This window comes from Gordonia sp. NPDC003424, assembly GCF_053588655.1.
Window position 1 is genome coordinate 307,380 of the sequence record NZ_JBSFQJ010000003.1, and the last position, 13,378, is coordinate 320,757.

Genomic DNA, 13,378 nt, shown 5'->3' on the forward strand with positions numbered 1-13,378 from the left:
CCCCACCAACCGAACCAGCCGCCACCGAACCACCACCCCCGCCAACCGAGCCAGCCGCGAAGGAGGCGTCTCCCCCGCCGGTTGAGCAGGCCGCGACGAAGGAGCGGCCGTGTCGAAACCCCTCGCGCGCGCTGATGAATACCGCTGGCACATCACCGAGAATCCCAGATCGGCGCCCTCGCCGACGCGACTTTGGCACTACGCTGAGCCGGTGACCCACCGGCGCGATGATCACCGACGCCGACGGAACACGCTCGGATACCTGTGGGTTGCGTTGCTGTCGATCGTCGCTCTGTGGTTGTCGCCGATGTCGGTGGTCCGGGCTCACGCCACCCCGGCGTGCGGCACCAGTTCGCTGGATGGGACGGGTCTGCTCGGGTCGTCGGGATCGGCCGACCCGTTCGGTTCGACGGGGTCGTCGGGGTCCGGCGGCGCGTCCGGCCGCAGCATGGTCCGTTCGGTCGACGTGCACGGCCTCCAGCGGACATACCGGATACATCTGCCCGCAGGGTACAGCGGGACCGCCCGGGTTCCGCTGATCCTCGCGTTCCACGGACACGACGAGGCCGCCGCGACGTTCGAGCGGTACACCGGCCTGTCCGATCTTCCGGCGATCGTGGTCTATCCGAACGGGTTACGAGGAACCGACGGCAAGACGTCGTGGCAGGGTGCGCCGTACTCCTCGCCGCGTGCCGACGACCTGGCGTTCACCCGGGCGGTCCTGACCAGCGTCGCCGCGCGCGAGTGCGTCGATCCGAACCGGGTGTCCGTGGTCGGCCGATCCAACGGGGGTGGCTTCGTGGGCATGCTCGCCTGCCGGATGCCGTGGCCGTTCGCCGCGTTCGCCACGGTCAGCGCCGCGTACTACTCGCCATATGCAACGAAATGTGCCGCACCACAGCCTATCTCGCTCATCGACTTTCACGGGACCGCCGACCGCGTCATCCACTACCGGGGCGGTGTCCGTTTCGGCGCGCGCTATCTGCCCGTCGACGCGTGGTTGAACCGGTGGATCACCCGGGCCGGCTGTGTTCCGACCCCGATCGCGATACCGGCCAATCTCACGGCCACGCGTCTCGACTGGCCGCTGTGCGCGGCGACCGGCCGCGAGGTGGTGCACTATCGCATCGACGGCGGCACCCACCAGTGGCCCGAGGCCGTCGGCCTTCCGGTCGCACAGGTGATCTGGCGGTTCTTCTGGCTGCATCCGAGGGGGATCTGAGTGCCCGGTGCCGACGACCGCAGCGGAACCAGGGTCGGCGACTACGACCTGATCGAGTTGATCGGTCGTGGCGGCATGGGACAGGTGTACCGCGCCAAGGACACCCGACGTGACCGGATCGTCGCACTGAAGCTGCTGAACCCCGGGCTGGCCGGGGACTCCGGCTTCCGGAGCCGGTTCATGCGTGAGTCCCAGACCGCCGCCCGCCTGACCGACCCGCACGTCATTCCCATCCATGATTGGGGCGAAGTCGACGGACTGCTGTTCATCGACATGCGCCTCGTCGAAGGCCGGAATCTCCGCGAACTGATCGATCGGGACGGACCCCTTACCCAAGGGCGTGCACTGAACATCCTCCAACAAGTCGGCGATGCTCTGGACTCAGCCCATGCCCACGGGCTGGTCCACCGGGATGTGAAGCCGGACAACATCATCGTGGACCGCAATGATTTCGCGTATCTCGTCGACTTCGGTCTGGCCCAGGGCGTCACCGATCCACGGCTGACGACGGCCGGAGCGGCCATCGGGTCCATGGCGTATATGGCCCCGGAGCGATTCGGCCCGAACCCGGAAGGTCCGGCCTCCGACATCTACAGTCTCACCTGCGTTCTGTACGAAATGCTGTCCGGTCGTCAGCCGTTCCATGCCACGTCGGTGGAGCAGTTGATCGCCGCGCAACTCCATGCGCCCGCCCCCACGCTCCCCTCACCGCTCGACCGCGTCATCCACCGTGGCCTGTCCAAGGACCCGACCCTCCGATACCGCAGCGCCCGGGATCTGATCACCGACGCTCAGTCGGTGGCCGCGGGTCGCCCGGCGCCGACAGTTCGCACTCCCGACGAGCAATGGGCGACCACGCAGATCGCGGTGCCGCGAACCGGTACGTCGGTCGACGAAGCCCACCAGATCGTCCGCGGGCCGCGCTCGGGCATCTCATTGCCGGTCGTCGTCGTACTCGTCGCGCTGGCGGTCGCCCTGGCGGGGGTCGGATGGTGGTTGATCGGCCGGCCGTCCACGTCGGAGACCGATTCATCGGCTCGGCAGGTGGCCACCGACACGACGAGGGAGCAGGCGGTCATCAGCACGGCCACCCAGACGGTGACCTCGACGGTCCCACCGGGGACAACCGGGACCGCAGGCACCACCACCGAGGCGCCCACGGTCACCGCACCGGCACGCGGGTCGGGTGATCTGGGGCTGTCGACCCCGATATCGCGTCCCGCCTGCGACGGCACGGGAATCGTCGTGGTCGGCAATGCGACGTCGCCCGCCACGTACGCGACCGAGATCGCCGCCCTGCTCGCGCGGTATCCGGGATCGTCATACCTGCGGACCGATCAGAGTTGTCCGTCGCTGCGTCAGAGCCTCGACGGTTATCCGATCTACGCGGTCTACCTCGTGGCCGGGCAGTCCGAAGCGGACGTCTGCGCGCTCCGCGCCCGAGTCGGCGGCGACGCCTACGGAAAGTGGCTGGATACGACCTCATCGCCCACGCATCAGATCTCCTGTGGATGAGCGATGACTAGCCTGAACTCATGAGCCCGACCTCCCCACCATCGAGCTCAACTCCGGCGCACTGATCCCCCAGTTGGGATTGGGTGTGTGGCAAGCCGACGACGCGGACACCGAACGCGCGGTGCGCTACGCGGTCGGCACCGCCGGATACCGGCACGTCGACACCGCCGCCGCATACGGCAACGAGGCGGCGGTGGGGAAAGGCATCGCGGAGTCCGGCGTCGACCGGTCCGAGGTCTACGTCACGACCAAACTGTGGAACGCCGACCACGGCCACGACCGGACGCTCGCGGCGATCGACGCCAGTCTCGGGCGCCTCGGCCTCGATCACGTCGACCTGTATCTGATTCACTGGCCGCTGCAGAACCGGGACCGGATGATCGACACGTGGCGGGCGCTCATCGAGATCCGCGATGCCGGCAAGGCCACCTCGATCGGGGTGTCCAACTTCGAACCGCATCACCTGACCGCCCTCATCGATGCCACCGGGCAGGCCCCGGCGGTCAACCAGGTGGAGCTGCATCCGCGGCTGCCCCAGCACGAGTTGCGAGCGTTCTGCGCCAACCGGGGTATCGCGGTGCAGGCGTGGAGCCCGCTTGGCGGCAGTGGACAGGGCTGGGGCCGGCACTCACAGCCGAACACCCTGCTCAGCGAGCCCACCCTGACGGCCATCGCCGACAAGCACGGCGTGTCGACGGCGCAGGTGATGATCCGCTGGCACCTGCAGAACGGCGTCATCGTCATCCCCAAATCCGTCCACGAGGAGCGGATCGCGCAGAACATCGACGTGCTCGACATCGAACTCGACGCCGACGATCTGACCGCGATCGACGGGCTCGACAGTGGCTCGCGGGTCGGCGCGCACCCCGACGAACTCAACCTCGGAGCGCCGAAGGACTGACCGATTGCGGACACCAATGGTCCGCAACACCCGGCATGATGAGAGCCATGCTGGAAACCTCGGCCCGACTCCTGGCGATGCTGACGCTGCTGCAGACGCGCCGGGAGTGGTCGGGCGCCGAATTGGCTGAACGACTCGACATCACCACCCGCACGGTGCGCCGCGACATCGACAAGCTGCGAGAACTGGGCTATCCGGTCGGGGCCACCGTCGGTGTGGGTGGCGGCTACCGGCTCGGGGCCGGCGCCGAGATGCCACCGTTGCTGCTCGACGACCAGGAGGTCCTGGCCGTCGCGCTGGGCCTCAACGAGATCACCACCGGATCGGTCGCCGGGATGGCCGAGGCGTCGGCGGGCGCGCTGACCAAACTCCGGCAGGTCATGCCGTCACGACTGCGGCATCGTCTCGACGCCCTGAGCATGGACGCGGTACCGCGCGACCACCGCACCTCGGTGTCGGGCGAGGTGCTCACCGAGATCGCGACGGCATGCCATCGCACCGAACGGCTTCGGTTCGACTACACGAAGAACGACGGCGATCGGGGCCGACGCGAAGTGGAACCGTACCGACTCGTGCGCAGCGGACTGCGGTGGTATCTGATCGGGTGGGACCTGGCGCGAGAGGATTGGCGATCGTTCCGCGTCGACCGCATGGAACCCAAGACCCCGACAGGTCCGCGTTTCACCCCGCGGGAGCTGCCCGAGGGCGGCGCCACCGGTCTGCTGACCCGCAGCCTCGGCGCGGTCTACCGGCAGGCGTCGGCCCGGGTCCGCATTCACGCGTCGCTCGAGCAGGTGGCCGGCATGGTCGACGACGCGTGGGGCACCGTCGAGGCCGGCGACGACCGGGCGTGTGACGTGACGTTGTACAGCACCTCCCTGGTGGGGATCGCGCGGTGGCTGCGTGCGTTCGACGCCGACTTCACGGTCCTCGAGCCCCCGGCCCTGATCGACGAATGCCGAGCCGCCGCACGACATCACGACGAGCTGGCCGCGCGGTATCGGCGTGCCGCGGGCACGCCGTGATCGCAACACCGGACCTGCTGTCGCGCACGGCAACCCGCCTGCGGTCCGCGGGCTGCGTGTTCGCTGAGGACGAGGCGGACCTGCTGGTCACACAGGCCGGGGACGAGGCCGAACTCGACCTGCTGGTGAGCCGCCGACTCGACGGCACTCCCCTCGAGGTGATCGTCGGCTGGACGTCCTTCGCGGGTCTGCGGGTTGAGGTGGCGGCGGGCGTGTTCATCCCGCGGCAGCGCACGCAGTTCCTCGTCGAGGTGGCCGCCGGCCTCGTCGGCCCGGGCGCGACCGTCGTCGACATGTGTTGCGGCAGTGGGGCCATCGGGCTCGCGATCGCGCATGCGGTGCCCGGCATCGATTTGCACGCCTGCGACGTCGACCCGACCGCCGTGCGTTGTGCCGCGCGCAATCTCGTCGACGTGGGCGGGCACGTCTACTGCGGTGACCTGTTTTCGCCACTGCCCGACCGTCTCCGCGGCGCCACCGATCTGGTCGTCGCCAACGCCCCCTATGTGCCCACCGACGAGATCGCATTCATGCCGCCCGAGGCGCGCGACCACGAACCGCGCCACACCCTCGATGGCGGCCCGGAGGGCATCGACATCCACCGCCGCATCGCCGACGAGGTGACCGACTGGTTGCGACCGGGCGGACATGTACTCATCGAGACGGGCCGAGGGCAGGCGCCGCTGACGGAGGCCGCGCTGGCGCACTCGGGTGCGACCGCCACGACGGTGACGTCCGACGAGTTGTTCGCGACGGTCGTCGTGGGCCGGTTTGGGGTCGAGCGGCCCGACCCGCTAGATTCGTGACTTGGCGCTCACCGATCCCGTGGGTCGACGATCGCCCCGGCGCGTATAGCTCAGCGGTAGAGCTCTGGTCTTACACACCAGCGGTCAGGGGTTCGAATCCCTTTGCGCGCACCGCGCATGATCCCAGGTCAGAGCGGTGGTTGGTGATTCAGACGCGAGGCTGGAACGGGTTCTCCATGGCAACCACCTGCCCCCGGGCACGCATCTCGCGATTCGCCTTGACGTAGTTCATCCCCTGCGCCGCGCCCCAGGTGAACAGGTCGGGATAGCGCCGCACCATGGCCGGTATCCCGTCGACGGTGACACCGCATTCGTCGCGCGCCTGGTCGTAGCTGATAAGCCCCCACCACAGCTTGTACATCGTCGTCACGTCGGCAGTCACCAGCAGGTCGATCTCGTACCCGGGATCGGTCAGACACAGACTCACGTCTGCGCTGGTCATCACCAGCCAGAACGTCCCACGCCGGCGCCGCGTGTGCAGGTCGTACTGCACGACCGTCCGTTCCTTGGGCAGGCGATCGCGGCGCACGTCGCCGCGCAGCCACCACATCAGCAGCACCGGGTCGAGCTCGTCCGGTTTGGGTTCGGTGAACGCCCACGCTTCGCCCCACACCGTCAACGCGCCGATCACGCCCTGCAACTCGACACCTGCCTGGGTGAGGACGTATTCGGTGGCGGTCCCGCCGCCGCGCTTGTCGATCACCTGGGCATGCTGCAACCGTCGGAGCCGTTGGGCCAGCAACGGCCGCGAGATGCCGGGCAGTCCCCGTTCCAGTTCGTTGAAATGCGTTGCCCCACCAAGCATCTCGCGCAGGATCAGCAAGGTCCAGCGATCTCCCAGGATCTCCAGCGAGCGGGCAACCGGGCAGAACTGGCCGTATTTCGACATGCGCCACGCCTCCAAACCACTGGTTCAGTTCCTGAACTAGTGGCAGTTCACATCCTAGCGTAACTGTTGAACCGGGGCCGAGATATGAAGGAGCGCAATCATGGCATGGTTCGAACACGGGACGTCGCGCATCTACTACGAAGAGAGCCCGGGCGACGAGACGGTTCTCTTGCTCGGCGGCTTCGGCGATCGCATCGAGGGGCACCTTCCGCTGCGGAACGCGCTGACGGAGAACGGATTCCGGGTGATCGCCGCGGACCTGCCCGGATCCGGCCGCTCCCAGCCGATCCCGCGCCGGTATCCGACCGGCTTCTACGAGGACGACGCGGAAGCCTTCACGGCACTGCTGCGCCACCTGGACGCCGCGCCCGCGCATCTGCTCGGCTGGAGCACCGGCGGCGAGATCGCGCTGGTGATGGCCACCAGCACACCCGCCATCGCCCGGTCGGTGTTGACCTGGGGTGCGGCCGGCGTACTCAACGACCCGGACGGACAGGTGGTCGCCACCATGAACCAGTTGATCGACAACCCGATCCCGCCGCTGAAGGACTACAGCGACTACATGATCGCCACCTACGGCGCGGACACCGCCCGCACGATGGTGCAAGGTCAGGGCACGGCGATCACCGAGATCCTGCGCACGCGCAGCGGCGACCTGAGCTTGTCGAGGGCCGACCGGATCGAGTGCCCGGTACTGCTGATCGCGGGCGAGTACGACTTCTTCGCACCGCTCCCGCACCTCGAACGGTTCGCTGCCCGCAATCCGAATGTCACGACGTTGCAGGTCGCCGACGCCGGGCACGACATTCACATGTCACGCCCGGAGTGGTTCGTGCAGACCGTGACGGATTGGCTGAATCGGCAGCGGAGAGTGGGGTCCTAGACTCAGCCCACCGTCGCTACTCCGCGGCCGCCAACGCCTTCGCCCACAGGGCGGCATCGCGCGCCTCCCCGGGTCCGACCTCGTCGGCGAACAGGATCGTGCCGTCGCGGTCGATCAGGAAGGTGCCACGGTTGGCGTAGCCGGCTTCCTCGTTGAACACCCCGAAGGCCTGCGCGACCGTGCCGTGTGGCCAGAAGTCCGCCAGCAGCGGGAACAGGAAACCCTGCGCCGACGCCCACACCTTGTGCGGCGGCGGCGCGGCCACCGAGATCGTCACGGTGTGCAGGTCGTCGTTGTCGAACCGGTCCAGGTGGTCGCGGATGTAACCCAACTCCCCCTGGCACGTTCCGGTGAACGCCATCGGGAAGAAGACCACCAGCACCTTGCCGGTCTCGCGCAGGCGGCTCAACGACACACGCTGATTGTTCTGGTCACGCAGTTCGAAGTCCGGAGCCCGGTCGCCAGCCTCGAGCGCGGTCATGCGCGCTTGCGGGATTTCGGCTGGACGAGCCGCGAACCCGACCACTCGCCGAGGCTGACGACGTTGGTCTGTGTCAGACCGGCGGTCGGGGCGGATTCGGCGATCTCGCTCGGATCGACGTGACCGTCCTGGCCGGTCTTGGGCGACAGCACCCACACGTAGCCGTCGTCGGCGAGTGGGGTGATCGCATCCATCAGCGCGTCGACCAGGTCACCGTCACCGTCGCGCCACCAGAGGACCACGACGTCGATGACGTCGTCGGCGTCCTCGTCGAGCATCTCCTCGCCGATGGCGTCCTCGATCTCGACCCGCAAGTCGTCGTCGGTGTCCTCGTCCCAACCCAGTTCCTGCACCACCATGCCCGAGGTGAATCCGAGCTTGTGGGCGGTACTGCCCCCAGCGCCGCTGGACCCTGTGGCGGCAACCACCGCGTGCGACCTCCTCCAAAGCGAATTCGACTGTCAGCTTAGGGAACAGCCTAGATGCTGAGGGCGCAACCCGAACAGAGGGCGGCACGATCAATCTCCGCGGCGCGTCGGCCAGGGGATTTACCCGGGCGGTGACGGCACGGGCGCCGACGGCGCGGGCGTCGCGGCCGTGGCGGGCGGCAGCGGAAGGTATGTCGCGCACCGGGTCAACAGGATCTGCTTGTCCTGTGTCCACCGGTCGGCGATTGAATTGAGTCCGCTGAGTTGACGTTTCGCGATCGCGTCGCCGAGGGCGCCGGTGCTGGCCAGGAAGGCGTTGGCCGGATCGCCGACGTCGGCGGGGGTGGACTCGGTGAGCTTGGCGCGAATCTGATCGGCCCCCGCGATGAGCCCCGCCCGCGCCTTGTCGTCGAGGTCGCCGACCGCGTCATAACTGTCGGTCGCGTTGAGGCGGACGACGAGATCGTTGTAGCCGCGCACCATCGACCCGGCCGACGACATGACCGTCTGGCACAACTCGACGGCGCCACGGGTGCGTTCGGTCGAGGCCCGCGACGCCGACATGTCCGACCGGTATGAGGACACCTCCGCCGACGGGGCCTGCGCCGTGCCGTCGACGGTCGACGCGCATCCGGTCGCCGCACACGCCACGACGGCGCATACCACGACGGCGCAGCAGACTGCCGGCCTCGGTCGCATACCCGGCCGCGTGCCCATGGTCCCTCCTGACCCCTGAGTAACAACCACCGAAACGCTACCGCAGGTCGGAGCGGGTGGTTACGTGGTCGTGGGCATCCTCACCCAACCGGTGCCATCGACGCCGACATGCGGCACGATAAGGGTGGGATCGTCGCGCTCCGACATCACGGGAACGCGACCCCGCGTCATCGAACGCCGGACACCACCGTGCCCCGGCCGACCGAGGGAGTAGGCATCACAGTGACCGACCAGGCAGAGCGCACGACGACCGGTGGCAACGGCACCGGCCCAGCCACCCGCAACGAAGACCCGGGACGCGTCCGGGTCATCCGAGAGGGCGTTGCGTCTCACCTGCCCGACATCGATCCGGATGAGACCGCCGAATGGCTGGACTCGTTCGACGGACTCATCGAGAACGCGGGGCCCGCGCGGGCCCGCTACCTCATGCTGCGGATGCTCGAACGCGCCAGTGAGCAGCACGTATCGCTGCCGTCGCTGACCTCGACCGACTACGTGAACACGATCCCGACGGATCTGGAACCGTGGTTCCCCGGCGACGAGACCGTGGAGCGTCGCTTCCGACGCATCGTGCGCTGGAACGCGGCGATCATGGTGCACCGCGCGCAGCGGCCCGGGGTCGGCGTGGGCGGACACATCTCCACGTACGCCTCGTCGGCGACGCTCTACGAGGTGGGCTTCAACCACTTCTTCCGCGGACTCGACCACTCGGGCGGCGGCGATCAGATCTTCATCCAGGGCCACGCATCGCCCGGCATCTACGCCCGCGCGTTCCTCGAGGGCCGCATCGACGAGACACGGATGGACGGTTTCCGGCAGGAACACAGCCATGCCGGCGAGGGTGGCGGTCTGCCGTCGTACCCGCATCCGCGTCTCATGCCGGACTTCTGGCAGTTCCCCACCGTCTCGATGGGCCTGGGCCCGATGAACGCCATCTACCAGGCCCGGTTCAACCACTACCTGCATGACCGGGGCATCAAGGACACCTCCGATCAGCACGTGTGGGCGTTCCTCGGCGACGGCGAGATGGACGAGACCGAGTCGCGCGGATTCGCCAGTTTTGCCGCGACCGAGGGCCTCGACAACCTCACCTTCGTGATCAACTGCAACCTGCAGCGCCTCGACGGCCCGGTCCGCGGCAACGGCAAGATCATCCAGGAACTCGAGTCGTTCTTCCGCGGCGCCGGGTGGAACGTGATCAAGGTGATCTGGGGCCGCGAGTGGGACAAGCTGTTCTACGCCGACCGCGACGGCGCGCTGGTGAACCTGATGAACGTCACGCCCGACGGTGACTTCCAGGGCTACCGCGCCAACGACGGCGCCTTCATCCGCGAGCACTTCTTCAACCGCGACCCGCGGACGAAGGAACTCGTCAAGGACATGACCGACGCCCAGATCTGGGAGATGAAGCGCGGCGGTCACGACTACCGCAAGGTGTACGCCGCCTACGCGGCCGCGATGGCCCACAAGGGGCAACCGACCGTGATCCTCGCGCACACCATCAAGGGCTATCTGCTCGGGACGCACTTCGAGGGCCGCAACGCGACCCACCAGATGAAGAAGCTGACGCTCGACGACCTCAAGGCGTTCCGGGACAACAACCGGATCCCGATCACCGACAAGCAGCTCGATGAGAACCCGTACCTGCCGCCGTACTACAACCCCGGGGCCGACGACGAGGTCATCGAGTACATGATGGATCGTCGCAAGGCGCTCGGCGGCTCGTTGCCGGCACGCCGCGCGAAGTCCAAGGTCCTCAAGCCGGATGTGAGCCAGGCGCTCAAGACCTCGGGCAAGGGATCGGGCAAGCAGCAGGTGGCGACCACCATGGCGCTGGTCCGCATCTTCAAGGATCTCCTTCGCGACAAGGAGATCGGCAAGCGCATCGTGCCGATCATCCCCGACGAGGCCCGCACCTTCGGTATGGACTCGTGGTTCCCCACGCTGAAGATCTACAACCGCAACGGCCAGCTCTACACCTCTGTCGACGCCGAGCTGATGCTGGCCTACAAGGAGAGCACCGAGGGTCAGATCCTGCACGAGGGCATCAACGAGGCCGGCTCGGCCGCGTCGTTCGCCGCGGTGGGCAGCTCGTACTCCACGCACGACGAGCCGATGATCCCCGTCTACATCTTCTATTCGATGTTCGGCTTCCAGCGGACCGGCGACAGCTTCTGGGCCGCCGCCGATCAGATGGCCCGCGGCTTCGTCATCGGCGCGACGGCCGGTCGCACCACGCTGACCGGCGAGGGACTGCAGCATGCCGACGGGCATTCGCCGCTGCTCGCCGCCACCAATCCGGCCGTGGTGGCCTACGACCCGGCCTTCGCCTACGAACTCGGCCACATCATCGCGAGCGGTCTCGAGCGCATGTACGGCGACGACCCGGAGAACGTCTTCTACTACGTCACCGTCTACAACGAGCCGATCAGTCAGCCCGCACAGCCGGAGAACCTCGACGTCGCCGGCGTCATCAAGGGCATCTACCTGCACCAGCAGGCACCCGAGGGCAAGGCGAATCCCGCCAGCATACTGGTGTCGGGTGTGACGATGCCCGACGCACTGCGGGCGGCCGAGTTGCTCGCCGACGAGTGGGACGTCGGCGCCAACGTCTACTCGGTGACCTCGTGGAGCGAACTCGCCCGCGACGGCGTCGAGGCCGACAAGCTCGCCCTGCGCGAGCCGACGAGCGGTCATCCGCGGCCCTACCTGACCGATGTGCTCTCCGAGGTGGCCGGGCCGTTCGTCGCCGTGAGCGACTACATGCGCGGCGTGCAGGAACAGATCCGGGCGTATGTCCCGGGTACGTATCTGACCCTGGGCACCGACGGGTTCGGCTTCTCGGACACCCGACCGGCAGCCCGCCGGGTCTTCAACGTCGACGCCGAGTCCATCGTCGTCGGGGTGCTCGTCGCGCTCGCCCGCGACGGCAACATCCCGATGACCGTGGCGCAGGAAGCCGCCGACAAGTATCAGATCACCGACGTCGCGGCGGCACCCGAGCAGACGAGCGATCCCGGCGTCGCCTGACGGCGCTCGCACCTGGGCGTGCCGGCACGGAGCGCGAACTCCGTGCCGGCGCGTCGCGGGGCCCAACCAGTGGTGACGGAGCCGGAACCAGGGGTGCGGGCTCGGCGGTAGGTTGAACACATGAGCGATGCCCGGGTGAACCAGGAGCCGCCGCACGCCGACGTGTTCGGCGAGCGCGGTGCGCATGTCCCGGCGCCGGCGACCGTGCACGACGCCCTGCCCGACACCCTTCTGCGGCGGGTGAAGCAGTACAGCGGCCGGCTGGCGACCGAAGCCGTCCACTCGATGCAGGACCAGTTGCCCTATTTCGGCGACCTGGACGCCGCGCAGCGCGCCAGCGTGCAGCTGGTCGTGCAGACCGCGGTGGTCAACTTCGTCGAGTGGATCCAGGATCCCGAGGGCAACGTCAAGTTCACCGTGCAGGCCTTCCAGGTGGTGCCGCAGGACCTCGCCCGACGGATCACCCTGCTGCAGACCGTCGAGATGGTCCGCGTGGCGATGGAGTTCTTCGAGAAGTGGCTGCCGCTGCTCGCCCGCAACGACGCACAGCTGCGTGCGCTGACCGAATCGGTGCTGCGGTACGGGCGCGAGATCGGTTTCGCGGCGGCCTCGATCTACGCGTCGGCGGCCGAATCGCGTGGCGCGTGGGACTCACGGCTGGAGGCGCTGGTCGTGGACGCGGTGGTCCGCGGCGACACCGGTCCCCAGCTCCTCTCCCGTGCCGCCGCGCTGAACTGGGATTCCGACGCCCCGGCGACGGTGATCGTCGGCGCCCCGCCGCCCGAACAGAACGTGTCGGTGCCGCTGGCCATCCACAACACGGCCAAGCAGTACGACCGCTCGGCACTGTCGGTGGTGCAGGGCAGCTTCCTGGTCGCCATCGTCAGCGGCCCGATCCGGCCGAGCGAGCGGTTCGTCTCCGACCTGTTGAAGCTGTTCGCCGACAGCCCGGTGGTGATCGGACCGACCATGCCCAACCTGGGCAGCGCCCACACGAGCGCGACCGAGGCCATGTCCGCGATCGCCGCCGTCGTCGGCTGGCCGAACGCCCCCCGTCCGGTCCACAGCGTCGAATTGTTGCCGGAACGAGCACTCAACGGTGACCCCACGGCTGTGACAGCACTCACAGACACACTGATGCGTCCACTGGTGAAGGGCGGCCCCACCCTCAACTCGACGCTCGAGGCCTACCTCGATTCCGGCGGCTCTGTCGAGAGCTGCGCGCGCGTACTGTTCATCCATCCAAATACCGTCCGGTACAGGTTGAAAAAAATTGCGGAAATCACAGGACGTGATCCAACTAACCCTCGAGACGCCTATGTCCTCCGGGTGGCCGCGACGGTGGGTCGACTGACACACTTGCAAAACGAAACGCGAACACCAACCACATAGGACTCACCAGTAACATCACAAAAAGTCCATTTAAGCTGATCAGCCCGATTTGGACACGGTTTGGTAACGCATCTCAGAGTGATGACGAT

12 protein-coding genes and 1 tRNA gene are annotated in these 13,378 nt (G+C 67.7%); 9 read left to right on the forward strand and 4 right to left on the reverse strand.

Going from position 1 to position 13,378, the window contains the following annotated elements:
- Positions 1-211: 211 nt before the first annotated feature.
- The 6 genes from ACWDTI_RS06495 to ACWDTI_RS06520 all read left to right on the forward strand — a co-directional run bounded on the left by ACWDTI_RS06495 (position 212) and on the right by ACWDTI_RS06520 (position 5,580).
- Positions 212-1,222, forward strand: coding sequence for an alpha/beta hydrolase family esterase (locus ACWDTI_RS06495; protein ID WP_449737222.1), 1,011 nt, complete (start codon positions 212-214; stop codon positions 1,220-1,222).
- Entirely contained in the window at positions 1,223-2,737 is a 1,515-nt protein-coding gene (locus ACWDTI_RS06500; RefSeq protein ID WP_449737223.1) for a serine/threonine-protein kinase, read from the forward strand.
- A gap of 85 nt (positions 2,738-2,822) precedes the next feature.
- Positions 2,823-3,638, forward strand: coding sequence for an aldo/keto reductase (locus ACWDTI_RS06505; RefSeq protein WP_449737224.1), 816 nt, complete (start codon positions 2,823-2,825; stop codon positions 3,636-3,638).
- A 47-nt stretch (positions 3,639-3,685) separates the two neighbouring features.
- A complete protein-coding gene (locus ACWDTI_RS06510; RefSeq protein WP_449737225.1) occupies positions 3,686-4,663 on the forward strand; it encodes a helix-turn-helix transcriptional regulator in 978 nt (325 codons plus the stop codon).
- The gene (locus ACWDTI_RS06515) at positions 4,663-5,469 is read left to right on the forward strand and encodes a putative protein N(5)-glutamine methyltransferase (protein ID WP_449737418.1); all 807 of its coding nucleotides are present in this window, start codon (positions 4,663-4,665) and stop codon (positions 5,467-5,469) included. The genes ACWDTI_RS06510 and ACWDTI_RS06515 overlap by 1 nt, the downstream gene beginning before the upstream one ends.
- Before the next feature lie 39 nt (positions 5,470-5,508).
- Positions 5,509-5,580 (forward strand) — tRNA-Val (locus ACWDTI_RS06520).
- 37 nt (positions 5,581-5,617) lie between these two features.
- On the opposite strand, the gene ACWDTI_RS06525 is transcribed toward ACWDTI_RS06520, so the two are convergent.
- Positions 5,618-6,358 carry a winged helix-turn-helix transcriptional regulator gene (locus ACWDTI_RS06525; protein ID WP_449737226.1) on the reverse strand — a complete coding sequence of 247 codons (741 nt, stop codon included), beginning with the start codon at positions 6,356-6,358 and terminating at the stop codon, positions 5,618-5,620.
- A gap of 100 nt (positions 6,359-6,458) precedes the next feature.
- On the opposite strand from ACWDTI_RS06525, the gene ACWDTI_RS06530 reads away from it, so the two are divergent.
- Positions 6,459-7,241 (forward strand): alpha/beta fold hydrolase, encoded by a 783-nt coding sequence (locus tag ACWDTI_RS06530; protein ID WP_449737227.1) that lies wholly within the window; start codon positions 6,459-6,461, stop codon positions 7,239-7,241.
- A 16-nt stretch (positions 7,242-7,257) separates the two neighbouring features.
- On the opposite strand, the gene ACWDTI_RS06535 is transcribed toward ACWDTI_RS06530, so the two are convergent.
- The 3 genes from ACWDTI_RS06535 to ACWDTI_RS06545 form a co-directional block, all read right to left on the reverse strand.
- Positions 7,258-7,722 (reverse strand): redoxin domain-containing protein, encoded by a 465-nt coding sequence (locus ACWDTI_RS06535; RefSeq protein ID WP_449737228.1) that lies wholly within the window; start codon positions 7,720-7,722, stop codon positions 7,258-7,260.
- On the reverse strand, positions 7,719-8,150 hold the full coding sequence (locus tag ACWDTI_RS06540) for a DUF3052 domain-containing protein (RefSeq protein WP_449737229.1): 432 nt from the start codon (positions 8,148-8,150) through the stop codon (positions 7,719-7,721). Before ACWDTI_RS06540 ends, ACWDTI_RS06535 begins: the two co-directional genes overlap by 4 nt.
- A gap of 120 nt (positions 8,151-8,270) precedes the next feature.
- Positions 8,271-8,867, reverse strand: a complete 597-nt coding sequence (locus tag ACWDTI_RS06545; protein ID WP_449737230.1) for a hypothetical protein — start codon at positions 8,865-8,867, stop codon at positions 8,271-8,273.
- 222 nt (positions 8,868-9,089) lie between these two features.
- Here ACWDTI_RS06545 and aceE point away from each other — a divergent pair, with 222 nt between their 5' ends.
- The gene (gene aceE / locus ACWDTI_RS06550; RefSeq protein ID WP_449737231.1) at positions 9,090-11,897 is read left to right on the forward strand and encodes a pyruvate dehydrogenase (acetyl-transferring), homodimeric type; all 2,808 of its coding nucleotides are present in this window, start codon (positions 9,090-9,092) and stop codon (positions 11,895-11,897) included.
- Positions 11,898-12,017: 120 nt separating this feature from the next.
- Complete coding sequence (locus ACWDTI_RS06555) at positions 12,018-13,289, forward strand: PucR family transcriptional regulator (protein ID WP_449737232.1); 1,272 nt, start codon at positions 12,018-12,020, stop codon at positions 13,287-13,289.
- The last annotated feature ends 89 nt before the right edge of the window (positions 13,290-13,378 follow it).

Excerpts from the sequence above, each read along its gene's own strand:
- ACWDTI_RS06510 (WP_449737225.1), top strand. The coding sequence starts at position 3,686 with ATGCTGGAAACCTCGGCCCGACTCCTGGCGATGCTGACGCTGCTGCAG.
- ACWDTI_RS06525 (WP_449737226.1), bottom strand. The coding sequence starts at position 6,358 with ATGTCGAAATACGGCCAGTTCTGCCCGGTTGCCCGCTCGCTGGAGATC.
- ACWDTI_RS06530 (WP_449737227.1), top strand. The coding sequence starts at position 6,459 with ATGGCATGGTTCGAACACGGGACGTCGCGCATCTACTACGAAGAGAGC.
- ACWDTI_RS06535 (WP_449737228.1), bottom strand. The coding sequence starts at position 7,722 with ATGACCGCGCTCGAGGCTGGCGACCGGGCTCCGGACTTCGAACTGCGT.
- ACWDTI_RS06545 (WP_449737230.1), bottom strand. The coding sequence starts at position 8,867 with ATGGGCACGCGGCCGGGTATGCGACCGAGGCCGGCAGTCTGCTGCGCC.
- ACWDTI_RS06555 (WP_449737232.1), top strand. The coding sequence starts at position 12,018 with ATGAGCGATGCCCGGGTGAACCAGGAGCCGCCGCACGCCGACGTGTTC.